Annotated in this window: 21 protein-coding genes and 2 pseudogenes; 10 read left to right on the forward strand and 13 right to left on the reverse strand. The window is 69.1% G+C overall.

The window, feature by feature from the left end; genetic code table 11:
- Positions 1-18: 18 nt before the first annotated feature.
- From ACI2LP_RS29095 to ACI2LP_RS29105, 3 genes are all read right to left on the reverse strand, one after another.
- Positions 19-1,005, reverse strand: a complete 987-nt coding sequence (locus ACI2LP_RS29095; RefSeq protein WP_404727507.1) for an LLM class F420-dependent oxidoreductase — start codon at positions 1,003-1,005, stop codon at positions 19-21.
- A gap of 78 nt (positions 1,006-1,083) precedes the next feature.
- Entirely contained in the window at positions 1,084-2,520 is a 1,437-nt protein-coding gene (locus tag ACI2LP_RS29100; protein ID WP_404727508.1) for a phenylacetate--CoA ligase family protein, read from the reverse strand.
- Positions 2,521-2,569: 49 nt separating this feature from the next.
- Entirely contained in the window at positions 2,570-4,165 is a 1,596-nt protein-coding gene (locus tag ACI2LP_RS29105; protein WP_404727509.1) for an aromatic amino acid lyase, read from the reverse strand.
- A gap of 274 nt (positions 4,166-4,439) precedes the next feature.
- Here ACI2LP_RS29105 and ACI2LP_RS29110 point away from each other — a divergent pair, with 274 nt between their 5' ends.
- Positions 4,440-5,825: a class II 3-deoxy-7-phosphoheptulonate synthase gene (locus tag ACI2LP_RS29110; protein WP_404727560.1), complete on the forward strand. Its 1,386-nt coding sequence runs from the start codon at positions 4,440-4,442 to the stop codon at positions 5,823-5,825.
- Between the two features lie 119 nt (positions 5,826-5,944).
- Here ACI2LP_RS29110 and ACI2LP_RS29115 read toward each other — a convergent pair whose 3' ends face one another.
- Positions 5,945-6,364, reverse strand: a complete 420-nt coding sequence (locus ACI2LP_RS29115; protein ID WP_404727510.1) for a molybdopterin-binding protein — start codon at positions 6,362-6,364, stop codon at positions 5,945-5,947.
- 265 nt (positions 6,365-6,629) lie between these two features.
- Here ACI2LP_RS29115 and ACI2LP_RS29120 point away from each other — a divergent pair.
- Together ACI2LP_RS29120 and ACI2LP_RS29125 are read left to right on the forward strand one after the other, a co-directional pair.
- Positions 6,630-6,849: pseudogene (locus ACI2LP_RS29120) on the forward strand (molybdopterin-binding protein); the annotation flags it as partial.
- 213 nt (positions 6,850-7,062) lie between these two features.
- Entirely contained in the window at positions 7,063-7,458 is a 396-nt protein-coding gene (locus tag ACI2LP_RS29125) for a molybdopterin-binding protein (RefSeq protein WP_404727511.1), read from the forward strand.
- Positions 7,459-7,471: 13 nt separating this feature from the next.
- On the opposite strand, the pseudogene ACI2LP_RS29130 reads toward ACI2LP_RS29125, so the two are convergent.
- Positions 7,472-7,670: pseudogene (locus ACI2LP_RS29130) on the reverse strand (helix-turn-helix domain-containing protein); the annotation flags it as partial.
- A gap of 247 nt (positions 7,671-7,917) precedes the next feature.
- Here ACI2LP_RS29130 and ACI2LP_RS29135 point away from each other — a divergent pair.
- From ACI2LP_RS29135 to ACI2LP_RS29150, 4 genes are all read left to right on the forward strand, one after another.
- Positions 7,918-8,427: a molybdopterin-dependent oxidoreductase gene (locus ACI2LP_RS29135; RefSeq protein ID WP_404727512.1), complete on the forward strand. Its 510-nt coding sequence runs from the start codon at positions 7,918-7,920 to the stop codon at positions 8,425-8,427.
- Between the two features lie 178 nt (positions 8,428-8,605).
- Positions 8,606-9,001, forward strand: coding sequence for a molybdopterin-binding protein (locus ACI2LP_RS29140; protein WP_404727513.1), 396 nt, complete (start codon positions 8,606-8,608; stop codon positions 8,999-9,001).
- A 100-nt stretch (positions 9,002-9,101) separates the two neighbouring features.
- Complete coding sequence (modA, locus tag ACI2LP_RS29145; protein WP_404727514.1) at positions 9,102-9,911, forward strand: molybdate ABC transporter substrate-binding protein; 810 nt, start codon at positions 9,102-9,104, stop codon at positions 9,909-9,911.
- Positions 9,912-10,006: 95 nt separating this feature from the next.
- The gene (locus tag ACI2LP_RS29150; protein WP_404727515.1) at positions 10,007-11,947 is read left to right on the forward strand and encodes an ABC transporter permease; all 1,941 of its coding nucleotides are present in this window, start codon (positions 10,007-10,009) and stop codon (positions 11,945-11,947) included.
- Between the two features lie 6 nt (positions 11,948-11,953).
- Here ACI2LP_RS29150 and ACI2LP_RS29155 read toward each other — a convergent pair whose 3' ends face one another.
- The 3 genes from ACI2LP_RS29155 to ACI2LP_RS29165 all read right to left on the reverse strand — a co-directional run bounded on the left by ACI2LP_RS29155 (position 11,954) and on the right by ACI2LP_RS29165 (position 19,703).
- Complete coding sequence (locus ACI2LP_RS29155) at positions 11,954-15,967, reverse strand: molybdopterin-dependent oxidoreductase (RefSeq protein WP_404727561.1); 4,014 nt, start codon at positions 15,965-15,967, stop codon at positions 11,954-11,956.
- Between the two features lie 273 nt (positions 15,968-16,240).
- A complete protein-coding gene (locus ACI2LP_RS29160) occupies positions 16,241-17,569 on the reverse strand; it encodes a class I SAM-dependent RNA methyltransferase (protein ID WP_404727516.1) in 1,329 nt (442 codons plus the stop codon).
- A gap of 85 nt (positions 17,570-17,654) precedes the next feature.
- The gene (locus ACI2LP_RS29165; RefSeq protein WP_404727517.1) at positions 17,655-19,703 is read right to left on the reverse strand and encodes an APC family permease; all 2,049 of its coding nucleotides are present in this window, start codon (positions 19,701-19,703) and stop codon (positions 17,655-17,657) included.
- 241 nt (positions 19,704-19,944) lie between these two features.
- Between ACI2LP_RS29165 and ACI2LP_RS29170 the strand changes: the two genes are divergently transcribed.
- Positions 19,945-20,613: a TrkA family potassium uptake protein gene (locus ACI2LP_RS29170; RefSeq protein ID WP_360870224.1), complete on the forward strand. Its 669-nt coding sequence runs from the start codon at positions 19,945-19,947 to the stop codon at positions 20,611-20,613.
- Positions 20,613-21,290 (forward strand): potassium channel family protein, encoded by a 678-nt coding sequence (locus ACI2LP_RS29175; protein ID WP_404727518.1) that lies wholly within the window; start codon positions 20,613-20,615, stop codon positions 21,288-21,290. The genes ACI2LP_RS29170 and ACI2LP_RS29175 overlap by 1 nt, the downstream gene beginning before the upstream one ends.
- Before the next feature lie 145 nt (positions 21,291-21,435).
- Here ACI2LP_RS29175 and ACI2LP_RS29180 read toward each other — a convergent pair whose 3' ends face one another.
- From ACI2LP_RS29180 to ACI2LP_RS29200, 5 genes are all read right to left on the reverse strand, one after another.
- Positions 21,436-22,242, reverse strand: a complete 807-nt coding sequence (locus ACI2LP_RS29180; protein WP_404727519.1) for a DUF3159 domain-containing protein — start codon at positions 22,240-22,242, stop codon at positions 21,436-21,438.
- Between the two features lie 3 nt (positions 22,243-22,245).
- Positions 22,246-22,653 carry an OB-fold nucleic acid binding domain-containing protein gene (locus ACI2LP_RS29185; protein ID WP_404727520.1) on the reverse strand — a complete coding sequence of 136 codons (408 nt, stop codon included), beginning with the start codon at positions 22,651-22,653 and terminating at the stop codon, positions 22,246-22,248.
- Between the two features lie 183 nt (positions 22,654-22,836).
- Entirely contained in the window at positions 22,837-23,610 is a 774-nt protein-coding gene (locus tag ACI2LP_RS29190) for a DUF3710 domain-containing protein (RefSeq protein ID WP_360870212.1), read from the reverse strand.
- A 1-nt stretch (position 23,611) separates the two neighbouring features.
- Complete coding sequence (dut, locus tag ACI2LP_RS29195) at positions 23,612-24,124, reverse strand: dUTP diphosphatase (protein WP_360870209.1); 513 nt, start codon at positions 24,122-24,124, stop codon at positions 23,612-23,614.
- Positions 24,124-24,687, reverse strand: coding sequence for a PaaI family thioesterase (locus ACI2LP_RS29200; protein WP_404727521.1), 564 nt, complete (start codon positions 24,685-24,687; stop codon positions 24,124-24,126). Before ACI2LP_RS29200 ends, dut begins: the two co-directional genes overlap by 1 nt.
- Positions 24,688-24,802: 115 nt before the next feature.
- Here ACI2LP_RS29200 and ACI2LP_RS29205 point away from each other — a divergent pair, with 115 nt between their 5' ends.
- Positions 24,803-25,261: a DUF3093 domain-containing protein gene (locus tag ACI2LP_RS29205; protein WP_404727522.1), complete on the forward strand. Its 459-nt coding sequence runs from the start codon at positions 24,803-24,805 to the stop codon at positions 25,259-25,261.
- Positions 25,262-25,290 lie beyond the last annotated feature (29 nt).

Genomic DNA, 25,290 nt, shown 5'->3' on the forward strand with positions numbered 1-25,290 from the left:
GGGGAAAGGGAGCGGCGGTCAGGAGCCGGACGGGGCGAGTGCGTGGAGGGCGGCCATCGCACCGGGCAGGCCTTGGTCGAACTCCGGGGAGGGGATGAGGGCGATGATCGTGGTGTCGATGCCGGCGGCCACGAACCGGTCCAGGTGCGCACGGCACTCCTGCGGGCTGCCGTGCACGAACAGCTCGTCCACCAGCGCGTCCGGCAGCAGCAGTTGGGCACGGTGCCAGTCACCGGCCAGCCACGCCTCACGCATGGGCTTGAGCAGTTCCGCACGCCCCAGCCACTCGTGGAAAGCCCAGTAGGTGCGGGCCATGAGCATCGGCGTCAGTACCTGTCGGCCGATCATGCGGCCGAGTTCACGGTCGGGCGTGGGACAGACGAAGAAGCGTCCGATCAGCTCCTGGTGCGTGCCGCCGGTACGGAACTCCCGTACCACTCGCGACACGTCCTCCACCGTCAGGACGTTGGTGATCGCCCCCTCGCTTTCCCGGGCGGCGAGCCGGAGCATGCCCGGACGGAGCGCGCCGAGCATGACCCTCGGCGCCTCGGCCGGAAGCGTGGAGAGCTGGAAGCGCTTGATGTCGAAGGTGTCGAAGGACCCCTGGACCACCTCCCCCCGGAACGCCGTGCGCAGAAACCGGGCGGTGTCCCGCACCCGCCGGTACGGATCGCGGAACGGGATGCCGTTGATGTCCTCCACGAACGGCGGCCCCGAGGCGCCGATCCCGAGGACCACTCCCCCTTGCGTCGCCTCTCCGAGGGTGGCGGCGGTCATGGCCAGAGTGGCGGGTCCCCGGGTCTGGGCCGGCACCACGGAGGTGCCGAGCCGCAGGGACGGAGACCACGCGGCGGCCAGCGCGAGCGGGGTGAAGGCGTCCGGTCCGGCCGACTCGGCGGTCCAGGCGTCCGTGTAGCCCCAGTCGGGCGCCCTTTCCAGGATCGTGCGGTGGTCCCGCAGGGGTACGCCGTGTAACGGGATCGAGAATCCCGCGCGATGCGTCATGGGTGTCTCCAGACGGTCCGCTGCCGCGAGCTGCGGCAGCGGTCCCCGATACTAGGCATGGTTCAGTAGTTCCACAACCTACGAACTAGCCAGTTGGCCGAGGGTTTGACGGACGATCACCTCGATGGGACCGGGCAGCCGGTCCCAGTTGCGCTCTTCGTCGAGGTCCAGCACTCGCGACAGCTTCCAGCCCAAGTACTGCCCCAGCGAAGCCAGCGGAGGGAGCTGCTCCACCGCCCGCACCACCAGGCGGCGTCCGGGAAACAGCTCCGCCAGCCTGGCCGCCATGTCCTCGGACCATCCACGGCCGGGCGGCTCGTCGGTCGTGGTGAGGCAGAGGACATCGCCGGCGTGGAGGATCAGCATGTAGTTGAGGACGACGGGCTTGGGCGCGTCCGGCGACCACATCATCGCCTCGACATCGTTCTGGCGGATCCCCCGATCGGACAGCGACAGCACATCCTGCGACCGCCCCTGCGTGCGCAGGACCGGCAGCGCGAGGCCGCAGCCGCACGATCCGGAGTCGACTTCGACCAGGTCGCCGGTGCGGTAGCGCAGCAGCGGGCGGGCCGCCAGGTCGAGTGTGGTCACGACGAGTTCACCCCGGTCGGGCCGACCGTCGACCAGCCGGGTTCCGGAGTCGTCGTGCAGCTCCAGCAGATAGCTCTGGACCTGAAGGTGAAGACTGCCGGCCTCGCAGGAGACAGCGGTGGTTCCGGTCTCGGACGAGCCGTACGCCGCCACAAAGGCCCTCGCACCCGTCAGCCGCTCCAGATGACGCACAAAGCTGGGCCCGGTCTGCTCGGCCATCAGAAGCAAGGTCTCGAAGCGCGGTATCGGGGCACCCTGACGCCGGGCGAACTGAATCAGTTCGAGCAGCCGGGAGGGCGGTCCCACAAAGACATTGACCGCCAGCTCCTCGACCAGCCGCAGCACCCGGCTGTAGTCACCGGTGATGTTGTCGACCCAGGGGCGCAGCGAATTCACACCCAGGTATTCCAGCACCTTCTCGAACTGGTAAGCGGCGGGAGCGAACGGTGCGTTGATCAGAATCATCGCCATGTCGCCCGGTCGTACGATCCGCCCCCACATCTCGCCGATGTTCACCGTATTGACGACGAGATCGTCCACGGCCTTGGGAGCGGCGATGGGATTCCCGGTCGTGCCCGACGACTCGTAGTAGTGCAGGAACTCCCCGACCTCTCGGGTGAACGCATGATGGCCGAGTTTGCCAAGAAGCGGCTTTTCCAGCAGGGGCAGCGCCGGAAAGACTTCGCCGAGCACCCAGTGCGGGTCGACGGGCCCGCCGCCGTCCAGTATCTCGCGCAACCGCTGCGGAAGAACGCCCTCGTACAGCTGCGAACGCGCCGCGGCGACGAGCGTACGGACGAGCTTGTCCCCGTGCACGGACGCCAGATCGGCACGTCCCGCGAAGACTTCCGTGACGAGGGAAACGTGCTCGTCGAACTGCCGTTCCGCTTCCTTTCGCGCAAAACCGTCTCGCATGAGCAGCATGACTTCTCCTTCTGGAATCCGGTGGCGGGCTGCGGGTTGTCGGGCCCCGTCAGGAGGCAGGTACGCCCGCCGCCTCGGCGACGGCTCCCGAACGGATCAGCTCCACGACGGCCGCGATGTCGTGGTCCATGCGACGGTCCCCGTCCACGAACGGCACGGAGGCACGGATGACGCCGTGCACGGCCCGGGTGCGCGGGCTCATTTCTTCTGTGCCTCGCAGGTCCAGTGCCTGGCAGGCGGCCAGCAGGTGAATCGCCGTCACCTCGCGGGTCAGACCCACGATGGTGCGCGCGTCGCGTGCCGCGATCGGCGCCATGCTGACCTTGTCCTGGTTGTGCGCCTCGGTGGACCGGGAGAAGACACTCGCCGGATTGGAGGTCTTCAGCGCCTCAGCGGTGATCGCCGAACAGGCCAGCTGCATTCCCTTGAAACCGTGGTGCAGACCCCCGTCCCAGCTGTCGTCCGCGAATCGCGGGATCAGGTTCGGAGTGAGCCCGTTGTTGAACTTCTCGTCGACCAGAAGTTCCAACTGCCGGTCGAGCAGGTCCGCGATATTGGCCACCGCGACCTTCAGGGAGTCCATGGCCTGCACGACATGTCCCGCGTAGAAATTGCCGCCGCTGTGCACGTCCCCGCTGTCGGCGTCGAACAGGGGGTTGTCCGTGGAGGCATTGATCTCGGTTTCCAGCCACCGGTCCACCCAGTCCAGCGTGTCGCGCAGCACGCCGTTGACGTGGGGTGCGCACCGCAGTGAATACCGGTCCTGGATGCTGCGGCGAAGTTTGCCGTGGCCGCGCCCCTCCAGCGGCTCGTTCAGGTCGACAACCTGACTGTGCGGCAGGGACAGCTCCGAGCCGTCCAGCAGGGCGGTCAGGAGCGCGGCGCTGTCCCGCTGGCCCCGGTGCGGGCGGTGCTCGTGGATGAAGTCGTCGAAATGCCCGCGATTGCCCAGCAGCGCCTCGGAGGCCAGCGCCGTGCAGATGTCCGCGGTCACCGCGAGTTGGTGGGCATCGCGGGCGGCGAGCACGGCGAACGCGGCGCTGAAGGACGTGCCGTTGATCAGCCCCAGGCCGTCCTTGGCCTCGGGCACGATCGGCTCGAGGCCGATCGCAGCCAGGACGTCCGCGATGTCCCTGCTCTCCCCGCGGTGGAGCACCGGGCCCTCGCCTATGAGGGCCGAGGCCACGTAGCACAGCGGCACCAGGTCACCGCTCGCTCCCACCGATCCGCGCTCGGGGATCTCGGGCAGCACATCGTGCCGCAGCAGGTCGAGGAGGCGCTCGACCACCGCGGGCTGGACCCCCGAGTTGCCGCGTGCCAGGCAGTTGGCCCGGATGAGGAGCGTCGCCCGGACAACCTCCGCGGGGGCCAGCGGACCGGTTCCGTTGAGGTGGTAGCGGATCATGTTGCGCTGCAGCTGGGCCGCCTTGGCCGGCGCGATCTGCGTGGTGACGCTGTCGCCGAACCCGGTGGTCACGCCGTAGATGGGCTGCCCCGTGGAAATAAGCCGCAGCTTGAGGTCGCGAGATTCCTCGCATGCCTTGAGTGCCGCTTCTGAAAAGAGGACCTCCTTCCCCGGATCGCGGGCCACGGATACAACGTCGGCCAGCGTAAGAGAATTTCCGTCGATTATCACAGGCGTCATCGAATGACCCTTCCTCCAGGCGGGAAACACCTTCGCCCAAGGGGCTCGTGCAGGACACCGTCGACCCTATTCACGCGATGCAGGACTGCGCCAATTACCGTTGACTATCAAGGAGATAAGCAGCCTGAGTCACCGCGCGGCGGGTCTTTCGCATACGTTTTCATCAGCATTCCGAACACCGCTGCACGGCCTTGTGGGCCACAGGGGAACACACTCAGGTGAGGGACTGAAGCCGATGACAGTTCAGGCAACCAAGAACCTGCCCCAGGAACCGATGCCGGTCACACCCGGCCATCGGATCGAAGCCTGGCACGCCCTCCCGGCCGCACAGCAGCCGGACTGGCCCGACGCGTCCGCGCTGCGCGAGGTCGTCTCCGAACTCCTTGCCGTGCCGCCCCTGGTCTTCGCCGGCGAGTGCGATCAGCTGCGCCGCAGGCTCGCGGCGGTGGCCCGCGGCGAGGCGTTCATGCTCCAGGGCGGCGACTGCGCCGAGACGTTCGACTCGCTCTCGGCCGACCAGGTCAGCAGCAAGCTGAAGACGCTGCTCCAGATGGCCATCGTGCTGACCTACGCCGGATCGGTGCCCGTGGTGAAGGTCGGACGTATCGCGGGCCAGTACGCCAAGCCCCGGTCCAGCGCGACGGAGACCCGGGACAGTCTGACGCTGCCCGCATACCGAGGTGACGCGGTCAACGCACTCGAGTTCACCGCGCGGGCCCGCACGCCCGATCCGCGGCGGCTGAAGCGGATGTACCACGCCTCTTCGGCGACGCTGAACCTCGTGCGGGCCTTCATGTCCGGGGGATATGGGGGCCTGCGGCAACTGCACGCCTGGAACCAGGACTTCGTCAGAACGTCTCCCGCGGGACAGAGTTACGAGTCGCTGGCACGGGAGATCGACAACGCTCTGAACTTCATGAGCGCATGCGGAAGTGAACCGGACGAACGGCTGACGAACGAGTTCTATGCGTCGCACGAGGCGCTTCTGCTGGATTACGAGTGGGCACTCACCCGGGTGGATTCCCGCACGGGTGGCTTGTACGACACCTCCGCCCACATGGTCTGGATCGGGGAACGGACCCGCCGGCCGGACGGCGCCCACATCGCCTTCGCGGCAGACATACGCAATCCGATCGGGGTGAAACTGGGCCCGTCGACGACCCCTCAGGAGGCGGTCGAACTGGTCGAACGGCTGGACCCGGACCGGGAACCCGGCCGGCTGACGTTCATCTCACGCATGGGCGCAACGCAGGTGCGGGACCTCCTGCCGGAGCTGGTGGAGAAGGTGACGAGCGCCGGGGCCCAGGTGGTGTGGGTATGCGATCCCATGCACGGCAACACCTTCACCACGGCTTCCGGGCACAAGACGCGCAGGTTCGACGATGTCCTGGACGAGGTGAAGGGCTTCTTCGAAGTGCACACGAGCCTCGGCAGCCACCCGGGCGGCATTCACGTGGAACTGACCGGTGACGATGTCACCGAGTGCGTGGGCGGGGGCAAGGAGATCCTGCTCGACCAGTTGCACCAGCGGTACGAGACCGCCTGCGATCCACGGCTCAACCGCAGCCAGTCACTCGACCTGGCCTTCCTCACGGCGGAGGTGCACCGCACCTGGGCCGCCCGGACCGGGCGCAAAGCGACCGGCTCCGGCGCAAAGTGACGTGCGGTCTCGGCCGTCGGTTCCTCGGACGCTCCGGAGGCGGGTGCCGCTCGGTAGCGCAGAAGGCCCCGCACGGTGGGGCCTTCATACGCTCGCGACCCTGGGGCCGATCAGTGACCTCAGGCGTTGGCGAGTGAGATCTCGGTGGACTTGATCAGCGCCACGACGGAGGAGCCGGCGGAGAGGCCGAGGTCGGTGACGGCGTCCTTGGTGATCGCGGCGGTCAGTTCGCCGCCCTCGACGTTCACTTTGACACCGGCCATGGCGCCGCCGGTGGCGACGTCGGTGACGGTGCCGGGAATCTGGTTGCGGATGCTCACGCCCTCGACCGGGCCGGTGGCCAGAGCCACTTCCGTGGACTTCACCAGTGCGCGTACGGAAGAGCCTTCGGCGATGCCCAGCTCCTTGACCGCGTCCACCGTGATGACTGCGGTGATGTCCTGACCTCCGTTGAGGCGGACCTTGACGGCGGCCATGACCTCGCCGGGGGTGACGCTGGTGACGGTGCCGGGAATCTGGTTGCGGATGCTCAGGCTCATAGAGAAAACGCCTTCAGTTGTGGGGCAGTATGCGAGGTTTTCACCTGCTCTGTCACTGGAACTGTAGCCACGCTCATCGCAGCCGTTTCCGCACGCGCCGCAGGCACCAGGCGGATGATGCGCAGTGGGTGGCAAACCGGAGCGAACCATTCTCCCGGGCCGCGTTGGGCGATGGCGAGGCCCCCGAGCGACCATTCCGGGACATCGTCTGCGACGGCCGATAGCGCGCAAATAATGGACCTATCGTGTCGCATCCCAAGGAGGAAGCGAGGACGACGCCTCCTACACCTCCGCCCGCAACGCCTTCCCCGGCATCGTCACGGCCATCAAGCTCGGCGATGTCGCGGCCCAGGTGGAAATCCAGGCGGCCGCACCGGCTCGTCTCTCTGCTGACCCGGGAAGCCGTCGAGGAACCGGGCCTGGAGGTCGGTATGCAGGCCACCGCCCGTGTGAAGGCGACCAGCGTGCACATCGACCGCATGTGAAGCGGCCGTGAACCACCCGCCCGGCGGGCCGCCGGCCCGGGTACGCCTCGTTGAAGCCGTCAGTGCTCGCCGGGTATCGCCGGGCCTCGGTCTCCAGGACCTCTGGCGCGTACTCGTACAGCCAGAAGTCACGGACCAGGTCCGGACCGCAGGTCAGCACCACGACCGGTGGTCCGGCCAGGCAGGCACCTGGCCCTGGCCTAGAGTGCGGGTGTGCCGTCGTACAGCATTGGGCAGGCAGCAGGGCTGCTGGGGGTAAGTTCGGAGACCGTTCGCCGGTGGGCGGACGGCGGACGGCTGCGCATGGACCGGGACGGCTCGGGCAACCGGGTGATCGACGGCGTGAGCCTGGCGGCGTTCGCGAAGGAGCGGACCGCGGGCATGCATCCGGTACCGGACGCTGTATCCACCTCCGTGCGCAACTCGTTCGCCGGGATCGTGACCGCCGTGCACGTCGACGATGTCGCCGCGCAGGTGGAGATCCAGTCCGGTCCGCACCGGCTGGTCTCGCTGGTGACCCGGGAGTCCGTCGAGGAACTTGGGATCGAGGTCGGGGTCACCGTCACGGCGCGGGTGAAGTCGACGAACGTGCACATCGACCTCCCGTGACAAGCGAGACGGGTCAGCGGCAGAGCAGCGCGGCACGCAGGTCGAGCTTGTGGTCGAGGCGGGACAGGTCGCGTCCCGTGAGGACGTCGATGCGCTGGATGCGGTAGTGGTCGGTGTTCACGTGCAGATGCAGCGCCTCGGCGGTCCGGGCCCAGGAACAGTCGTGCGCGAGGAAGACCCTCGAGGGTCTCCAACAGCTTGGTGTGCGACGCCCGTCCGCTGGGCAGCAGCCGTCCCTGGCCCGGGACCGGGTCTGGCTCGCTCTCGACCGGCACGCCAGGTCCGCAGCCGGGAGCCCGGCCCTTGGCGCATGAACCCGGAGGATGCTCCCCGGACATTCGTAGCAACCTCACAATCGCGAGGGAAAGTCGCGATACCGGCTCGCAAACACGATTCTTCGGGACGGTGGTCGGGTATCACTGGGCGCAGTCGCCGCACCGACCGTTCGAAGGGGACCTGATGAGTCGACTCAGCGCTCCGCCCCGCACAAGCGCCGCACAAACCGGGTCCTTCGTCGTGTGCGGCGACGTGGCGGAGCCGGTCACACTGAGCGTCGCGGACCTGCGGCAGGGCTGGGAGCAGCATCGGGCCGACGTGGTTTTCGAGTGCGCCACCAACGGCCCGCAGCACCACACCTTCCACGGGCCGCTGCTCCGAGAGGTGGTCGGTGACGCCCGCCCCGGCTTCGATCCCCGCCGGCGCAAGGACCGCTCCCGCTTCCTGCTGGCCGTCAGCGGCGGGGACGGCCACCACACCGTTCTGTCGTGGGCAGAGATCGACGCCGACTTCGGCAACGCACCCATGCTGCTGGCGACCCGCATGGACGGGCAAGACCTCGACGCGGCGGGCACCCAGCTCGTCGTACCGTCCGACCGCTGCGGCGCGCGCTACATCAGCGCCGTCACCAGCATCTGGATCGGCGCCTGCCGCCTGTCCGACGAACCCGCGGGCGCGCGCGGAGACGTCTGAGTCCGGCCATACGCGGCTCCAGCAACCGTCCGGTCCGGAGCAACAACTTCTCGCCGGTACACCGCACTGGCATCACCGCGTCCGATCAATTGGCTCTTCCTCCAGTCAACTGGCATTTGCGATGGATAATCATATCTAGACTTGCAAATGCCAGGCGAATCGCTCTAGCGTGTCACCCATGCAGTCCTACACCATCGGACAGGCGGCACGTCTGCTCGGCGTCAGTCCCGACACCGCGCGCCGCTGGGCGGACGCCGGCCGGGTCGCGACCCATCGCGACGACAGCGGCCGCCGTCTTATCGACGGCCGGGATCTGGCCGCCTTCTCCATCGAGGTCGCCCAGGGCGGCAATGGCGAGGACGACGCCTCCTACACCTCGGCCCGCAACGCCTTCCCCGGCATCGTCACCGCGGTCAAGCTCGGCGACGTAGCGGCCCAGGTCGAGATCCAGGCAGGACCTCACCGGCTCGTATCGCTCCTGACCCGGGAGGCCGTGGAGGAACTGGGTCTGGAGGTCGGCATGCAGGCCACCGCCCGCGTGAAGTCGACCAGCGTGCACATCGACCGCACCTGACCCCTCGCGCAACCAAGCGGCGTCGCCCGTCACCGGCGCGGCTCATCACCATCCGCTCGGACGGCACCAGCCGACCACGTCCCCAGGGAGTTCCACCCTCATGTCCCTCACGTTCACCAGACGCCGCGCCGCCGCCGCTGTACTGGCTGCTGCACTCCTCGTTCCGCTCACGGCATGCGGCAACGACGACCCCAAGACGGACACCGGCAGCGCGAAGGCCACCGAGTCAGCGACCGGCGCTCCCAAGGCCAACTTGACGGTGCTGGCAGCCGCTTCGCTGACCGATGTGTTCAAGACCGCCAGCGCGGCGTACGAGAAGAAGAACCCGGGCACGAAGATCACGTTCTCCTTCGCGGGCTCCCAGGAACTGGTCGCCCAGGTCAAGCAGGGCGCCCCGGCCGACGCCCTGGTCACCGCCGACACCAAGAGCATGGACGGCGTGAAGGCGGACACGAGCACCCCGACCGTCATCGCGAAGAACCGCCTCGTCATCGCGACCGTCGAGGGCAACCCGCACAAGGTCGACGAACTCAAGGACCTCGCGGACACGAAGCTGAAGGTTGTGCTCGCCGCCCCCGAGGTGCCGGCCGGCAAGTACAGCAAGAAGATCCTCGACGCCCAGAAGATCACCGTGAAGCCCGTCTCGCAGGAGCCGAACGTCCGGGCCGTGCTGAGCAAGGTCGAGCTCGGCGAGGCCGACGCCGGTCTCGTCTACAAGACGGACGCCGAAACGGCCCCCGACAAGGTCGACGCCGTCGAGATCCCCGACGCGCAGAACGCCATCGCCGAATACCCGGCCGCCGCGCTGAAGCAGTCCAAGAACGCCGATGCCGCCGCCGCGTTCGTCGCGTGGCTGTCCACGCCCGAGGCACAGAAGATCCTCCAGGACGCGGGCTTCCAGAAGCCGTAGCCCCGACGACTGCCGCGAGGGGGCTGTCCGTTCCGGGGGAACGGACAGCCCCCTTCCCTCATCCATCACCATCACCCCGAGTCCAGGGATCTCCGATGAACCGAATCCGCAGTCGCGCACCGGGCTCCCGCACGCCGATCACCCTGGCGATCCCTGCACTGCTGGCCGTCGCGTTCCTGTTGCTGCCGCTGATCGGGATCCTCGTACGGACTCAGTGGGGCGAACTCGCGAGCCATCTCACGGCTCCGGGGACCATCGAGGCGCTGCGGCTCTCGCTGCTGGTCTCGTGCTGGGCTCTCGGGCTGTCTCTGGTCCTGGGCGTACCGCTGGCGTGGCTGCTGGCACGTGTGCCGTTCCCCGGCAAGGCGTTCGTGCGCTCCCTCGTGCTGCTGCCGATGGTGCTGCCACCGACCGTCGGCGGTGTGGCCCTGCTCCTCGCGTTCGGCCGCCGCGGACTGCTCGGCCCCTGGCTGGAGGACACGTTCGGCATCACCCTGCCCTTCCACACCTCGGGCGCGGTCCTCGCCGCGACCTTCGTCGCCATGCCGTTCCTCGTCATCAGCCTCGAAGGCGCACTGGGCGGACTGCGGCCCCGTTACGAGGAGACCGCCGCGTCACTCGGGGCCCCTCCTGTACGGGTGTTCTTCACCGTGACGATGCCCATGGTCGCCCCGGGTCTCATCGCGGGAGCGGCCCTCACCTGGGCCCGGGCGCTGGGCGAGTTCGGCGCCACCATCACCTTCGCCGGCAACCTCCCCGGCACCACCCAGACGCTGCCCCTGCAGGTGTATCTGCTGCTCCAGGACGAGCCGGAGGCAGCGACATCGGTCTCGCTGCTGCTGCTCGCCATCGCGATGCTGGTGCTCATAGCGCTGCGTGGCCGCTGGACAGGTACGCCCGCCGTCCGCTCGCACGAAACCAGGCCCCCGGTGGACGAAGCCGAACCAGGTGTGGCCCCGGCCCCCGAGCCCGCCGATGCACAGCGCGCGGCTCCGCAGGAGCTCTGGTCCCTGCACGCCGACGTCACCGGCTTCAACCGGCTCACCCTGGACGCCGAACCCGGCACCACCATCGCCGTCGTCGGCCCCAACGGCGCAGGCAAGACCACCCTGCTGCGTGCCCTCCTCGGCCTCACCCCACGCGCCCACGCCGAACTCCGGCTCGGCGACCGGGATGCCACCGCACTCCCTCCGCACCGCAGGGGCGTGGCGTGGGTCCCGCAGGACGGTGCCCTCTTCCCGCACATGAGCGCGCTGGCCAACACCGCGTACGGGCTTCGCGCTCACGGCGTACCGCGCGCCGAGGCCCGTCGCGACGCCCAACAGTGGCTGGACCGGCTCGGCGTCGGGCATCTCGCGCACCGCAGGCCCACTCAGCTCTCGGGCGGACAGGCCCAACGTGTGGCCCTGGCCCGGGCGCTGGCCGCACGCCCCAGGCTCCTCCTGCTCGACGAGCCGCTTGCCGCACTCGACCAGACCACCCGCGCCCAGGTCCGGCACACCCTGCGCCGTCATCTCGACGGCTTCGGTGGTGTATGCCTGATCGTCACTCACGACCCCGTCGAAGCCGTCGCGCTCGCCGACCGGGTCCTCGTTCTCGACGACGGCCGCGCCCTGCAGGACGCCCCGCCCACCGACGTCACCCGCCACCCCCGCTCCCCCTGGGTCGCCCGCATGCTCGGCCGCAACGCCTGGCCAGGAACCGCCACCCCAGACGGTCTCCAACTCCCCGGCGGCGGCACACTCATCGTCGCTGACCCACTTCCCACGGGCGTCGAAGCCCTCGCTGTCATCGCCCCGGAAGCCGTCGCCGTTCACCGCGACAAGCCCACCGGCAGCCCCCGCAACGTCTGGCCCGGCACCGTCCGCGAAATCACTGCCAGCGGCAGCCGGCTACGCATCCTGATCACCTCCGACCAGGCACCGGACCTCGTCGCCGAGATCACCCCGCAGGCCGCCGCCGAACTCGGCCTCGCCGACGGAACTCCCGTATGGACAAGCGTCAAAGCGACCGAAGCAACCGTGGTGGCCCTCTGAGCCGAGTCAGTAGACGTCGCGGACATACCGCTTGTCGGCGGCGAGCTGCTTGACGTACAGCGCAGCTCCGTCCTGGTCGAGGCCTCCGTGGGTGACGGCGATGTCGCGCAGCGCCTGGTCGACGTCCTTGGCCATCCGCGCGGCATCGCCGCAGACGTAGAAGTGTGCGCCGTCCTGGAGCCAGGACCAGAGCTGGGGACCGTGTTCGCGCATCCGGTCCTGGACGTAGATCTTGGCGCGCTGATCGCGCGAGAAGGCCGTGTCGAGGCGGGTGAGCGTGCCGTCGGCGAGGAAGGCGGTCAGCTCGTCCTCGTAGTAGAAGTCGGTGGCGCGGTGCTGTTCGCCGAAGAAGAGCCAGCCGGGGGCTCGGTGGCCACGGGCCCGGCGCTCCTCGAGGAAGCCGATGAAGGGAGCCACTCCGGTCCCGGGGCCGACCATCACCATGGGTGTGTCGGGGTCCACCGGCGGCCGGAAGTGCGGGGAGCGCTGGACGAAGACCGGCACCGGGGTGTCAGCCGCGGCGTCGGCGAGGAACGGCGAGCACACGCCCTTGCGGGGGCGGCCGTTCAGGTTCTCGTACCGGACGACGGAGACCGTCAGTGACACCTGGTGGGGGTCGGCGAGCGGGCTGGAGGATATCGAGTACAGGCGGGGCTGCAGGCGCTTGAGGACACCGGCCCACTCCTGCGGTGTGGCGCGCACGGGGTGCTCGGTGATGACGTCGACGGCCTGGCGGCCCCAGGACCACCGGGCGAGCTCGCCCTTGTTGTCGGGGCGCAGCAGCTTCTTGAGGTCGCGGTCGCCGGTGCGCTCGGTGATGAAGCCCAGCAGGGCGGGGGTGAGCCTGGTGATGTCCAGGTGCTGGTGCAGGGCGTCGGTCAGGGGGATCTCGCCGATGCCGGCGACGTCGACAGCGGCGGCAGGGTCAAGGCCGGTGACGGCCAGCCATTCGGTCACGAGATCGGGGCAGTTGACGGGGTGCACGCCGAGAGCGTCACCGGCCTCGTAGGCGAGCGGAGTCTCGCTGTCGCTGGAGTCGAAGGTGAACCGGCGGACCTCCTTGCCCGCCCCGGGGAGGCTGAGGAGCCGGTTGCCGGTGAGCCGGGCGGCGGCGGGGGCCGGTTTCGCGCTGCGGACCGGTGCGGCAGCCGGGGCAGGGGCCGAGCCGGCCGTCGGTTGTGCGGTGAGGTTGCCGAGGACGTGGTCGAGCCATGCGTGGGCAGAGGGCTCGTAGTCCGGTTCACAGTCGGTGCGCGGGGCCAGGCGTACGGCCCCCAGCTCGTCCAGACGCTGGTCCAGGCGACGGCCGTGGCCGCAGAAGTCGTCGTACGAGGAGTCCCCGAAGGCCAGGACCGCGTACCGCCTGCCGTCCATGCGCGGGATGTCGGCAGCTGTCAGGGCGTCCCAGAACCCGGATCCGTTGTCGGGCGCGTCGCCGTCACCGAAAGTGCTGGTGATCAACAGCAGGTCGGCGGCGGCCGGGAGGGACCGGGGGTCCGCGTCGTCCATGCCGACGAGCGCAGCGCGGTGCCCGGTTGCGGTGAGCCGGTCGGCGGCGGCCGCGGCGAACTCCTCGGCATTGCCGGTCTGCGAGGCCCACAGCACGACCACCTCACGGCCCCGGGAAGTGGCCTGCGTCGTCGGTTCCTCTGTGCTCTGCGGGGCACGCGAGTACATGCCGGCGAGCACGCCGTTCACCCACCGCGCGTGGTCCTCGCGGAACGGCGCACCGGGCGGCAGTACGGGAACACCGCGCGCGCCGGATTCAAGTCCGGCGAGGAAGCCGACCAGGTACTGGCGTTCGTGCTCGGCGAGCACGGGCGGCGGCGTGTTCTCCAGCCCGAAGATCGAGGCCACGCCGGGCTGGACGGCGGTCGGCACGATCGCGGCCGGCTCCTCGGCGGGGACGGCAACGGGCGCCGTAGCCACGGCTACCGGAGTGGCGACCTTCGCCAGCGTCACCGCGCACACCTTGAACTCAGGCTGGAAAGAGATCGGGTCCACCGCGTCGCTGGTCACCGCATTGACACTCAGGTACTCCCCGAACAGGTCGTTCCAGTGGAACGGCGCGAAGCAGCACCCAGGCCGCACCCGGTCCGTCACCACGGCCGGCAGCACGGCCCGGCCGCGCCGGGACGCCACCTCCACCGAGTCGCCCTCCACGATCCCCAGCCGTCGGGCATCCTCCGGATGGAGCTCGACGAACGGCGCCGGGTTGAGTTTGTTGAGCTTGGCGACCTTTCCGGTCTTGGTGAGGGTGTGCCACTGGTGCTGGAGCCGTCCGGTGTTGAGGACGAACGGGTAGTCGTCGTCGGGCATTTCGGCGGCCGGGATGTGCGGGCGGGCGAAGAAGACGGCCCGTCCGCTCGCCGTCGGGAACACCGGGCCGGTGCCGTCCTCGCCCAGATAGCGGATCGGGTTGCGGTCCGGGCCGTCGGTAGTCGCGGCGGGCCACTGCACAGGCGTGGTGCGCAGCCGCTCGTAGGTCACGCCCCGCAGGTCGTATCCGGTCTTCGGATTCGCTGCGCCCTTGATCTCCTCGAAGACCTCTTGGGCGCTGTCGTAGGAGAAAGCGTCGGCGTATCCCATCTCGCAGGCGATACGCGCGATGATCCGCCAGTCCGCGAGCGCCTCCCCCGGAGGGTCGACGGCGGGCTGGGCGAGGGTGAGATTGCGCTCGCTGTTGATCAGTACGCCCTCGGTCTCGGTCCACAGTGCACCGGGCAGCACGACGTCGGCGTAGGCGTTGGTCTCGGTGTCGGCGAACACGTCCTGGGTGATGACGAGTTCGGCCGTCTCCAGGGCTTCGATGACGGTCCTGCGGTTGGCGACCGAGGCAACGGGGTTGGTGCAGATGATCCAGCAGGCTTTGATCTCGCCCTCGGTCATGCGCTGGAACATCTCTACGGTGCCCTTGCCCGATCCGTCCTTGCGTACGGTGCCGGGCTCGAGGCCCCACAACTCCTCCACGAAGGCGCGGTCCTCATCCACCAGCACCGACCGCTGACCGGGCAGACCGGGGCCCATATAGCCCATCTCGCGGCCGCCCATGGCGTTGGGCTGGCCGGTGAGCGAGAACGGGCCGCTGCCAGGGCGGCATATCGCGCCGGTGGCCAGATGCAGATTGATCAGCGCGTTGGTGTTCCAGGTGCCATGGGTGGACTGGTTGAGCCCCATGGTCCAGCAGCTCATCCACTCCCCGGCTTCGCCGATCCACTCGGCCGCCCGGCGAATGTCAGCCTCCGGGATTCCCGTGATCTCGGCGACGGTCGCAGGCGGGTAGTCGGCCAGGAACTCCGGCATCGCCTCCCAGCCCTCGGTGCGCTCCGCCATGAAACCGGAGTCCGTGTGACCGTTCTCCACCAGAAGGTGCAGCAGGCCGTTGAGCAGAGCCAGGTCGGTTCCCGGCTTGATCTGCAGGAAGAGACCGGCCTTGTCTGCGGTGGCGCTGCGCCGCGGGTCGACGACGATCAGCTTCGCTCCCGCCTTCACCCGTTCCATCAGCCGCAGGAAGAGGATCGGATGGCAGTCGGCCATGTTGGAGCCGATGACGAAGAAGACATCCGCCTTCTCGAAGTCCTGGTAGGAACCGGGCGGGCCGTCGGCGCCGAGGGAGAGCTTGTAGCCAGTGCCCGCGCTCGCCATGCACAGCCGGGAGTTGGACTCGATCTGGTTGGTGCGGATGAAGCCCTTGGCGAGCTTGTTCGCCAGGTACTGCGCCTCCAGGCTCATCTGCCCGGACACGTAGAACGCGAAGGCGTCGGGCCCATGCTCGTCGATGATGCTGCGCAGCCTCTGCGCCGTGCTGGTGATCGCCTCGTCCACACCAGCAGGTATGGGCTCAGCCCCGCGCTCGGTGCGCACGAGTGCGGTGGTCAGCCGGCCGGGGGCAGCGAGCATGTCGGCCGTTGTCGCGCCCTTGGTGCACAGCCGTCCGAAGTTGGCCGGGTGCGCCTTGTCGCCCGATGCCTTGAGCACCTTGCGGCGGCCGTCGGGGCCGGACGCGATGTCGAGGACCATCCCGCAGCCCACCCCGCAGTACGAGCAGACCGTCCGTACCTGGGAGGCGGCCGTCGACGAGTCCTGTGGGGGCACCGTATGGCCTTCCGTTGATCGAAGCGTGCCCCCGACGGTACGAAACGCCCATTACGCCGATGTGACCCCGGCCGATCATGGGCGGTAACGCTCGTCACACACCCGCTGGACCGCCATTGTGAGGGTCAAACAGGATCACGCAGGTGCCAGGGGAAACTGCGGCCTGCTTTCACCACGCACACGGCCTGAAACCGCAGGTCAGACGCCCTTTGCGGCAGGTTCAAGGATCGCGACGCACTCCACGTGATGCGTCATCGGAAACAGATCGAACGCCCGCAGCGTGCGCGGCCGGTAGCCGTTCTCCCCGAAGTACGCCAAGTCCCGGGCCAGTGCCGCAGGGTCGCACGCCACATATGCGATACGGCGTGCGCCCAGGCCCGCCAGGTGCTGCACCGTCTGCTTGCCCGCCCCCGCGCGCGGTGGGTCGAGCACGATCAGGTCCACCTCGGTGATCCCGGTGCGCGGCAGGAGTTGGTCGACCTTGCCCTGTTCGATGCGTACGCGCTCGAAGTCCTGGAGGTTGTGGCGCGCGTCCTCGACGGCGCGCTTGCCCGACTCGATGCCGAGCACCGCGCCCTTCTCGCCCACACGGTCAGCGATCGCGCCCGCGAACAGGCCCACGCCGCAGTACAGATCGAGCGCCATGTCGCCCTTGCGCGGCAACAGGCCCTGCATGACCGCCTTCACAAGGATGTCGGCGGCCTGCGGGTGGACCTGCCAGAAGCCGCCCATGCCCACGCGGTAGGTACGCTCGTCGGCGCGCTCCCGTACGAAGGCGCGGCCGTGCACCCGGTGCACTCCGCCGTCGCGCTCCTCCACGCGCAGCACCGAGACCGGCTTGTCCAGTTCCACCAGCGGCAGTCGGCCGCCCGGGCGCGGGGTGAGGATGACCTGGCGGTCGCTGGATCCGGTCGCCGCGATCGCCTCGACCGAGGCCATCTGCGGCCAGTCCTGCTTCTCGATGCCGAGTTCGGTGACCCCCGGGGCAGCGATCATGCAGTGGTCGATCGGCTGGACGTCGTGCGAGCGGTGCTTGCGCAGCCCCACGCGGCCGTCCGCGTCGACGGCGTACTGCACGCGCGTACGCCACGCGGGCACCTCGCCCGCGGGCAGCTTGTCCCCCGGCGCCGGCATGACAGTGCCGTCCCAGCCGGCCTCCTCGGGCGTAAGGCCCGCGAGCCGCTGGAGTTGCTCGGCGATCACCTCGCCCTTGAAGCGGCGCTGCGCGCCCGGCTTGGCGTGCTGCCAGTCGCAGCCGCCGCACTTGCCCGGGCCGGAGTACGGGCAGGGTGCCTCGACGCGGTCCTTGGACGCCTCGATGATCCGTACGGCGTCGGCGCGCAGGAAGCGCGAGTCCTCCTCGCCCTCGGTGATGCGGGCGACGATCTTCTCGCCGGGCAGCGTGTGCCGTACGAACAGCACCCGGCCCTCCTCGGTGCGGGCGATGCAGTGGCCGCCGTGCGCGACGGGGCCGACCTCGACCTCGTACTCCTCCCCGACCAGCGACGACTCGGATGCGTTCTGCATGACGGGGTGACTCCAGGGATGAGAGAGGGGGCCGCCGTCCGTCTGCGGACGACAGCCCCCCAGTCTACGTGGGTGTGCGGACCCCTCAGCTCTTGCCGCTGGGCTCCTTGGGGCGCTGATCCACGGGCCCGCGGCGCACCGAACCCGGAGCGTTCCACTCCTGGCGCTTGCGCGCCCGCTTCTTCGCCGCCTCGGAGGACACCAGCTGGTACGGCACGGACGTCACCATCACGCCGGGGGTGAACAGCAGCCGCCCCTTGAGCCGCAGCGCGCTCTGGTTGTGCAGCAGATGCTCGTACCAGTGCCCCACCACGTACTCGGGGATGATGACGCTGACCACGTCCCGCGGGCTTTCGCGCCGCAGCCCCTTGACGTAGTCGATGACCGGCCGGGTGATCTCGCGGTACGGGGAGTCGAGGATCTTCAGCGGCACATTGATGCCGCGCCGCTCCCACTCCTCCTTGAGCGCCTTCGTCTCGGCCGTGTCGACGCTGATGCTGACGGCTTCGAGCTTGTCGGAGCGCATCAGCTTGGCGTACGCGAGGGCGCGCAGCGTCGGCTTGTGAATCTTGGAGACCAGAACGATGGAGTGCACACGCGAGGGGCGCACATAGTCGTCGGGGCGCTCCTCCTCCGCGGCGATCTCGTCGGACACCCGGTCGTAGTGCCTGCGGATCGCGGTCATCGTCCCGTAGAAGATCACCATGCCGAGCAGCGCCACCCAGGCACCGTGCGTGAACTTGGTGGCGAGCACGACGACCAGTACCAGGCCGGTGAAGAAGGCGCCGAAGGTGTTGATCGCCCGGGAGCGGATCATGTGACGGCGCTTGGCCGGGTCCCTCTCCGTCTTCAGATGACGGTTCCAGTGCCGGACCATGCCGGTCTGGCTGAGGGTGAAGGAGACGAACACGCCGACGATGTAGAGCTGAATGAGCTTGGTCGAGTCGGCACCGTAGAGCCAGACCAGCAGGATGGCCGCTCCGGCCAGCAGCACGATGCCGTTGGAGAAGGCGAGCCGGTCGCCGCGGGTGTGCAGCTGGCGGGGCAGATAGCGGTCCTGCGCGAGGATCGAGCCGAGCAACGGGAAGCCGTTGTACGCGGTGTTGGCGGCCAGGAACAGGACCAGCGCGGTGGCCGCGGCGAGCAGTACGAAGAAGAATGTGTCGTCGCCGAAGACGGCGGCCGCGACCTGGGAGATCACGGGATTCTGGACGTAGCCGCTGCCGACCGGGGTGCCGTTCTGGAGCAGGTCGTGCGCGGGCTGCTCGGCCATCTTCACATCGGTGGCCATGGCCAGGCCGATGATGCCGCAGAACATGGTGACGGCCAGACCGCCCATGAGGGCCAGTGTGGTGGCCGCGTTCTTGCTCTTCGGCTTGCGGAAGGCGGGGACGCCGTTGCTGATCGCCTCGACGCCGGTGAGCGCGGCACAACCGGAGGAGAAGGCCCGCAGCAGCAGGAAGACCAGGGCGAAGCCGGCCAGACCCTGGTGTTCGGCCTTGATCTCGAAGTCGGCCGTCGGGGCCTTCATGGTCTCGTCGAGGACGAACCCCCTGAACGCGCCCCAGGCAATCATGATGAAGACGCCCGCGACGAAGACATAGGTCGGGATGGCGAAGAGCTTGCCCGACTCCTTCACGCCGCGCAGGTTCATCAGCGTCAGCAGGATGATGATCGCGACGGCGCAGAAGACCTTGTGCTCCACGACGAAGGGGATCGCGGAGCCGAGGTTCTCGACTCCGGAGGCGATCGACACGGCCACCGTGAGCACGTAGTCGACGAGCAGAGCGCTGGCGACGGTCAGACCGGCCTTGGGGCCGAGGTTGGTGTTGGCGACCTCGTAGTCGCCGCCGCCGCTCGGGTAGGCGTGGACGTTCTGCCGGTAGGAGGCCACCACCGTGAACATCAGCACCACGACGGCGACCGCGATCCACGGGCTGTAGTGATAGGCCGACACACCCGCGATGGAGAGCACCAGGAGGACTTCGCCCGGTGCGTACGCCACGGAGGACAGCGGGTCGGAAGCGAAGACGGGGAGTGCGATGCGCTTGGGGAGGAGCGTTTCTCCCAGCTTGTCGCTGCGCAGGGCCCGCCCGATGAGAATCCGTTTGGGCACGTCGGTCAGTTTGGACACAACACGTAAGCGTAAGGCTTCGGCCAATGCCTCGCCCACCCGCCACCCCTGCAACTCGGGGACAGGCCGAGAGGCCAGTCCTCCCTCTGATGAACGCAATGGCGCGGTCGCGGCATAAGCTCATCACCGGGCAACGCCGCTTGCCGTTGCCCCGTAGTTGCCCGGCGAGCCGAGAAGGAAGATGTGAGCTCAGTGTTTCTGCAGGTCAGCGGGATGACCAGGAGTGCGGGGTAACGGGGCGATGCACGTCGTCATCATGGGGTGCGGGCGAGTGGGAGCCGCTCTCGCGCAGACCCTGGAGCAGCAGGGGCACACTGTCGCCGTCGTGGACCAGGACCCGACGGCTTTCCGCCGTCTCGGCTCCGGCTTCGGCGGCCGCCGCGTCACCGGGGTCGGTTTCGACCAGGACACCCTGCGCGAGGCGGGGATCGAGGAAGCCGGCGCCTTCGCCGCGGTCAGCAGCGGCGACAACTCCAACATCATTGCCGCGCGGGTGGCCCGCGAGATGTTCGGCATCGAGAACGTCGCGGCCCGTATCTACGACCCTCGCCGCGCCGAGGTGTACCAGCGGCTCGGCATCCCGACCGTCGCCACGGTCCGCTGGACGGCCGACCAGATGATGCGGCGGCTGCTGCCGTCCGGCGCGGAGCCGCTGTGGCGCGACCCGAGCGGCGGAGTGCAGCTCGCCGAGGTGCACACCTCCGGCGCCTGGATCGGGCACAAGGTGAGCAGGATGCAGGACGAGACCGGCGTGCGCGTCGCGTTCATCACCCGGCTGGGTGAGGCGATTCTGCCGTCGTCGCAGACCGTGCTGCAGGAGGGCGACCTGGTCCACGTGATGATGCGTACGGACGAGATCGAGAAGGTCGAGGCGGCCTTCGCCGAGGGCCCTGAGGAGGGCGGTCACTGATGCGGGTCGCTATTGCGGGCGCCGGCGCGGTGGGTCGTTCCATCGCGGGTGAGCTGCTGGAGAACGGGCACGAGGTACTCCTGATCGACAAGGCGCCGACGGCGATCTCGGTGGAGCGGGTGCCGCAGGCGGAGTGGCTGCTGGCCGACGCGTGCGAGATCACGTCGCTGGACGAGGCGGCGCTGCAGCGGTGCAATGTGGTGATCGCGGCGACCGGTGACGACAAGGTCAATCTGGTCGTCTCGCTGCTGGCGAAGACCGAGTACGGGGTGCCGCGGGTGGTCGCCCGCGTCAACAACCCCAAGAACGAGTGGCTCTTCAACGAGGCGTGGGGCGTCGATGTCGCGGTTTCCACGCCGCGTCTGATGTCGGCGCTCGTGGAGGAGGCGGTGAGCGTCGGCGATCTCGTACGGCTGCTGCGCTTCAGCCATGGCGACGCGAACCTGGTCGAACTGACGCTGCCCCCCGAGTCGGCTCTGGCGGGCACGCAGGTCAGCGATGTGGAGTGGCCGGAGGACACCTCGCTGGTCACGATCATCCGCGGCTCACGGGTGCTGACGCCGGGCGCGGAGGAGACGCTGGAGGCGGGCGACGAGCTGCTGTTCGTGGCGGCGCAGGCGCGCGAGGAGCAGCTGGAGGACCTGCTTTCGGTGCGCCGCGAGGACGCGTCGAGCTGACGCCGGGGTCGAGTACGACCGCGGTGGCCCGGGGAACCAGATGGTTTCCCGGGCCACTTTGCTTTCAGGGGCACCTGGCCGGTGCAACGCGCGCGGGGCCCGGGACCGGCTCCGGTCCCGGGCCCCGTCGACGGGCAGCGGTGCGCTACGGCTTGCGGTGCTTCGCCGGGCCGTCCGCGAGGCGCTGAACCGCCTCGTCGACCAGCGGCTCCATCGCGCCCTCGAACCGCTCAGCGGTGCGCTTGCGCTCCTTCTCGGCGGCTTCCTCCGCCTCCATCTCCGCGAAGACGTCGATCGGTGCCGGTGCCTTGGCGAGGAAGACCCAGGTCAGGTACACCGCGAGCAGGAACGGCGGAATCTTCAGGGCCACCAGCACCCAGCCCAGCTGCTCGGTGTCCGCCCACCAGTAGAGCGGGAAAAGGATCGCGCACTTGGCGAGCAGAATCAGGCCCCACGCCCAGCTCGCCTTCGTGTATGCCTTCTTGCGGCCAGGGTTCCGCTTCCGCCAGGAGAGGTTCTCCTTGAAGACCGGGCCCAGGATCAGGCCGATCAACGGCACGCCCGCGATCGCCGTCACGATGTACGCCAGCGCCAGGCCCAGCGTGTAGAGCATGCCCGGCAGATAGAAGTCCTTCGCATTGCCGGTCATCATCGCGAAGACGACACCGAAGGCCACCCCGAAGACGCCACTGAACGCGTGCTTGACGGTGTCCCTGCGGATCAGCCGGACGGCGACGAGCAGCAGCGAGACCGCCAGGGCCGCGATCGCCGAGATGTGCAGGTTTTTGTTGACTGTGAAGATCGTGACGAACAGCAGTCCGGGCAGGACCGTCTCCACCATGCCGCGCACGCCGCCGAAGGCCTCGAAGAGCGCCGCCTCCGTCACTGCTTTGGCGTCGCTGTCCTGCTGCTGGTCGTTCGTCGTGGTGGTCGGCTTGTCGAGAGACGTCACCGGCTACTCCTGTCCGAGTGGTCGGAGTTCGTATTTGGGGTTGAACAGCACCCGGCGGCCGTGGCTCATCGAGATCCTGCCCGAGGCGATGAGCCTGCGGCCCGGTTCGATGCCCGCGATGGACCGACGGCCGAGCCAGACGACGTCCAGTGGGGCCGTACCGTCGAAGAGCTCCGCCTCCAGCGCGGGCACCCCGGCCCTGGGACGCAGGGTGACCGTGCGCAACGTACCAGCCACCCTGACTATCTGGCGGTCACCGCACTCGGCGATGCGGGTACACCCCGAGGCTTCAGCGTCCTCCTGCAGCTCCTCGGACTCGAGCTCCTGCTGGGAGGTGGACAGCCGGTCGAGCATACGGCGGAAGCGGCCGGCCGGCTTTGCCGCATTCTCCGAACGGGGTACAGCACTCATACAGAAAGCCTACCGGCCACCGCCGACACCCCTTCAACGCCCGGGCACCAGGGCCGGAGACCGGCACGACACGCGCCCGGCGGCCGTCATGATCAAGCCGCACCACAGGAGGGCGTACGGAATCGGCCCGCGGCGGTCCGGAGAGCCGGAACCGCAGCGGGCCGCAATCAGGTTGACGCCGTGTCAGCGCACCTCGGTGATCTCGGGACCCCGCTGCAGCTGCCCCATACCGCCGGAGAAGCGCGAGCCCTCCTGCTCCTCCTGCTGGACACCCTCGGGCACCATCTGCGCGTCGTCCGGCAGCTTGAGGACGATGGGGTCGCGCGGCGCCATCGGTCCTTCGCCGCGTACGACAACGGTGTCCCGGAAGATCTGCTCAAGCAGACCGGCAGCCTGGGGCTGCACCGCACCCTGCCCGGAGATCACTCCGCGCAGGAACCAGCGCGGCCCGTCGACGCCGACGAAGCGCACCAGCTGCACACCGCCGGTCCCGTCCGGCAGCTGTACGGGCACCTGGGCCCGCAGCTCCCAGCCGAGCGGGCCCTCGACCTCGTCGATGATGCCGCCCTGCTGCGTGATACCGGAGGCGATCTCCTCACGGACCTCGCCCCAGATGCCTTCCTTCTTGGGTGCCGCGAAGGCCTGCAGCTGCACGGCACTGTCGCCCAGTACGACGGTGGCGGCGACGATCGCGTCACCCGCGACCTCGACGCGCAGCTCCATGCCTTCGACTCCGGGCACAAAAAGACCGCCCAGATCGACCCGGCCCTCGCCGGGCTTGGATACCTCGGAGACGTCCCAGGGGCCGTCGGGCCGGGGCGCCGGCGGAAGGTTCACCCGGCGGGGCGCCTCCTCGTCGGCGTACTCCGTGTCACGCTCGTCGACGACCTGCTCGGCCTCGCCCGCTGCGTCCGCCGCGTCCTCGGCGGAACCACTCTTCTTGCGACGTCCGAACACGTCACTGTCCTTCCCGGTCGGATACGACCGAAGCGTATCGATTCCCACCCGTTGAGCCGCCCACGACGGCATGACCGCCGGTGGACCCGAAGCCCCCCTCGGCCCGCGCCGAGCCGGGAAGCTCCGCCACCTCGTGGAAGCGCACCTTCTCGACCTGCTGGACGACCAGTTGGGCAATCCGGTCGAAACGATCGAACCGCACACTCTCGCGCGGGTCGAGATTGACCACGATCACCTTGATCTCCCCACGGTACCCGGCATCCACCGTCCCCGGGGCATTCACCAGGGCTACGCCGCAGCGGGCGGCGAGACCCGAGCGCGGGTGCACGAAGGCCGCGTATCCGTCGGGCAGGGCGATGGACACCCCGGTGGGCAGAACGGCCCGCTCGCCGGGGGCGAGTTCGGCCGCCTCGGTGGTCACGAGATCGGCCCCGGCGTCGCCGGGGTGTGCGTACGCCGGGAGCGGCACCTCGGGGTCCACGCGACGGATCAGCACATCGACAGGGTTACGCATCAGGGGTTCACCTCGAAGGCGCGGGCGCGCCTGATCTGGTCGGGGTCGGCCATGGCTGCCTGGATCTCCTCAGGGCGGCCGTTGTCGATGAAGTGATCGACCTTGACCTCGATGAAGAGAGCGTTGGCGCGGACGGCGACGGGTCCTTCGGGGCCGCCGATCCGGCCCACGGCGGCCGAGTAGATCTTGCGCCCGGCGACCGCGGTGACCTCGGCCTGCAGATGCAGCACCGTGTCCACGGGCACGGGACGTACGAAGTCGGTCTCGAGCCGGCCGGTGACCGCGATGGTCCGCAGCAGCCAGTTCAGCGAGCCCAGCGTCTCGTCCAGCGCCGTGGCGAGCACGCCGCCGTGCGCGAGGCCCGGCGCGCCCTGGTGGGCGGGCTTGACGGTGAACTCGGCGGTCAGGCTCACGCCCTCGCCCGCCCGGGCCTGAAGGTGCAGCCCGTGGGGCTGTCCCTCTCCGCAGCCGAAACAGTGCTCGTAGTGCGCGCCGAGGAGCTCACCGGGGGCCGGGGCATCGGGATGCCGCACCGGCGGTATGGCGTCGGCCGGAGGGGTCATAGCCGCCGCCCGGGCCGAGGATCCGGAGGCCGCCCCCCGGGATTTCGCATTACTCACAGGCTCAGACCTTACCCGCGCGGCTACCCACTGGTCGCACCGTGCCAAGCTTGGCTTCATGCAGCCTTCCGCCCCGCACTACGAAGAACGTCTGACCGCGCCGGCTTCGTGGTGGTTCATCGCCGCTCTGGTCGGCGTCGCAGGCGGTCTGATGCTGCTGCCGCTCGGTCCAGTGCCGATGGTCGGCGGCCTGATCGGCGCGGCCGCGGTGGCTGCGGTCGTGGTGAGTTCGTACGGCTCGGTCCGCATCCGCGTCGTGGCCGGCTCGCTGGTCGCGGGCGACGCCCGGATCCCGCTGACGGCGCTCGGTGAGGCCGAGGTGCTGGACGCGGAGGAGGCGCGCGCCTGGCGCTCGTACAAGGCGGACACCCGGGCCTTCATGCTGCTGCGCAGCTATGTCCCGACGGCGCTGCGGATCGAGGTCACCGACCCGGCCGACCCGACTCCGTACGTGTATCTGTCGACGCGGAATCCGAAGGCGCTGGCCGACGCGCTGGCTGCGGTGCGCGCGGCCTGACGGGACCGGTTCTCACCGGCAGGGCAGGC

Source organism: Streptomyces sp. NPDC019890, assembly GCF_044903445.1.
GTDB lineage: Bacteria > Actinomycetota > Actinomycetes > Streptomycetales > Streptomycetaceae > Streptomyces.

Excerpts from the sequence above, each read along its gene's own strand:
- ACI2LP_RS29095 (WP_404727507.1), bottom strand. The coding sequence starts at position 1,005 with ATGACGCATCGCGCGGGATTCTCGATCCCGTTACACGGCGTACCCCTG.
- ACI2LP_RS29100 (WP_404727508.1), bottom strand. The coding sequence starts at position 2,520 with ATGCTGCTCATGCGAGACGGTTTTGCGCGAAAGGAAGCGGAACGGCAG.
- ACI2LP_RS29105 (WP_404727509.1), bottom strand. The coding sequence starts at position 4,165 with ATGACGCCTGTGATAATCGACGGAAATTCTCTTACGCTGGCCGACGTT.
- ACI2LP_RS29110 (WP_404727560.1), top strand. The coding sequence starts at position 4,440 with ATGCCGGTCACACCCGGCCATCGGATCGAAGCCTGGCACGCCCTCCCG.
- ACI2LP_RS29115 (WP_404727510.1), bottom strand. The coding sequence starts at position 6,364 with ATGAGCCTGAGCATCCGCAACCAGATTCCCGGCACCGTCACCAGCGTC.
- ACI2LP_RS29135 (WP_404727512.1), top strand. The coding sequence starts at position 7,918 with ATGAGTCGACTCAGCGCTCCGCCCCGCACAAGCGCCGCACAAACCGGG.
- ACI2LP_RS29140 (WP_404727513.1), top strand. The coding sequence starts at position 8,606 with ATGCAGTCCTACACCATCGGACAGGCGGCACGTCTGCTCGGCGTCAGT.
- modA (WP_404727514.1), top strand. The coding sequence starts at position 9,102 with ATGTCCCTCACGTTCACCAGACGCCGCGCCGCCGCCGCTGTACTGGCT.
- ACI2LP_RS29150 (WP_404727515.1), top strand. The coding sequence starts at position 10,007 with ATGAACCGAATCCGCAGTCGCGCACCGGGCTCCCGCACGCCGATCACC.
- ACI2LP_RS29155 (WP_404727561.1), bottom strand. The coding sequence starts at position 15,967 with ATGGTCCTCGACATCGCGTCCGGCCCCGACGGCCGCCGCAAGGTGCTC.
- ACI2LP_RS29160 (WP_404727516.1), bottom strand. The coding sequence starts at position 17,569 with ATGCAGAACGCATCCGAGTCGTCGCTGGTCGGGGAGGAGTACGAGGTC.
- ACI2LP_RS29170 (WP_360870224.1), top strand. The coding sequence starts at position 19,945 with ATGCACGTCGTCATCATGGGGTGCGGGCGAGTGGGAGCCGCTCTCGCG.
- ACI2LP_RS29175 (WP_404727518.1), top strand. The coding sequence starts at position 20,613 with ATGCGGGTCGCTATTGCGGGCGCCGGCGCGGTGGGTCGTTCCATCGCG.
- ACI2LP_RS29185 (WP_404727520.1), bottom strand. The coding sequence starts at position 22,653 with ATGAGTGCTGTACCCCGTTCGGAGAATGCGGCAAAGCCGGCCGGCCGC.
- dut (WP_360870209.1), bottom strand. The coding sequence starts at position 24,124 with ATGCGTAACCCTGTCGATGTGCTGATCCGTCGCGTGGACCCCGAGGTG.
- ACI2LP_RS29200 (WP_404727521.1), bottom strand. The coding sequence starts at position 24,687 with ATGACCCCTCCGGCCGACGCCATACCGCCGGTGCGGCATCCCGATGCC.
- ACI2LP_RS29205 (WP_404727522.1), top strand. The coding sequence starts at position 24,803 with ATGCAGCCTTCCGCCCCGCACTACGAAGAACGTCTGACCGCGCCGGCT.